General features: G+C 66.8%; 1 protein-coding gene. It reads left to right on the top strand.

What is annotated here, in order from left to right:
* Positions 1–85: 85 nt before the first annotated feature.
* Positions 86–1,114: an IS110 family transposase gene (locus ACDP63_RS24805; protein ID WP_058100673.1), complete on the top strand. Its 1,029-nt coding sequence runs from the start codon at positions 86–88 to the stop codon at positions 1,112–1,114.
* Positions 1,115–1,390 lie beyond the last annotated feature (276 nt).

Below are 1,390 nucleotides of genomic sequence, written 5' to 3'. Positions count from 1 at the left end.
TGTAAGCGATGGGGTGGACGCCCCCCGGCGGCATCGATGTGCCAAGGTGGCGGGTGTTGAAGCACCGCTACGGAGGGGAGCGTCCATGGGAGAGGTTAGCATCATCGGCCTGGATTTGGCCAAGAACGTGTTTCAGGCGCACGGTGCGGGGGCCGATGGATCGGTCGTCTTTCGCCGCAAGCTGTCGCGCGCGCAACTGCTGAAGTTCATGGCAGCGCAGCCGCCTTGCGTGGTGGCGATGGAAGCCTGTGCCAGTGCGCATCATTGGGGCCGGGCGATCGGCGATCTTGGCCACGAGGTTCGGCTGATCCCACCCGCCTATGTGAAGCCGTTCGTGAAGCGCCAGAAGAACGATATGGCCGATGCCGAGGCGATTGCGGAAGCTGCGTCGCGCCCGACCATGCGGTTTGTCGCCGTGAAGAGCGAAGCCCAGCAGGCGGCGGCGATGGCCTATCGAACCCGCGATCTTCTGGTTCGCCAACGCACGCAGACGATCAACGCGCTGCGGGCACATCTGGCTGAACAGGGCATCGTGGCGCCCACCGGCCCCGCGCATGTCGGGCGCCTCGCGGTCATCATCGAAGGGGAGGATGGCCTGCTGCCCGAGGCGGTGCGTGACCTGGCTCGCCTTCTGCTGGATCAGATTGCCGGGCTGGCCGAGAAGATCGCGGGCCTTGATGCCGAGTTGCGCAGGCGCGTGGCCACCGACGACACGGCGCGGCGGCTGACGACGATCCCGGGAGTGGGAGCGGTGACGGCGGCGGCGATCACGACTTTCGCGCCACCGATGGAGACCTTCTCGAAGGGCCGGGACTTCGCCGCCTGGGTCGGCCTCACGCCGCGACAACATTCGAGCGGCGGCAAGGACCGACTGGGCCGCACCTCGAAGATGGGCCAGCGCGACATCCGGAGGCTGCTGATCGTCGGTGCGGTCGCCGTGGTGCGATGGGCCGCACGGAAGGGCGCGCCTGAAGGCACATGGCTCGGTCGCATGATGGCGCGCAAGCCGAAGATGTTGGTCGCAGTCGCACTGGCCAACCGTATGGCGCGCACAGCTTGGGCGCTGCTGCGCAGGTGCGAGGATTACAGGGATCCGGCGATGGCGGCCGCATAGGCCGGTGTCGTCGGATTGTCGCCGGATGTGAGAGGGGGCGAGGGAACGTAAGGGCAGACGGTCAAGAGACCGGGTCGGGCGAACCAGCATTCCGGACGGAGCGCCATCGAGCGCGGGTAAGCGAACTGGTCCCGACCTGCATATCTCCATACAGGCCCGCGGCGAATGACAGGCCGTATCTTCGAGGCCGGACACACGACCGCACCTGATCACATGCCCGACCGTGCCCAAGATTCCGCTTGCATCCAAGGGGGCGTCCACACACGTCCGGCCTGA

This window comes from Paracoccus sp. P2 (assembly GCF_046335115.1).
In the GTDB taxonomy this organism is placed as follows: domain Bacteria; phylum Pseudomonadota; class Alphaproteobacteria; order Rhodobacterales; family Rhodobacteraceae; genus Paracoccus; species Paracoccus pantotrophus.
Note: the sequence above shows the minus strand (reverse complement) of the source record. Positions and strands in the feature narration are given on the sequence as shown.

Bases quoted from the DNA above. Each gene is read 5' to 3' on its own strand.
- ACDP63_RS24805 (WP_058100673.1), top strand. From the start codon at position 86: ATGGGAGAGGTTAGCATCATCGGCCTGGATTTGGCCAAGAACGTGTTT.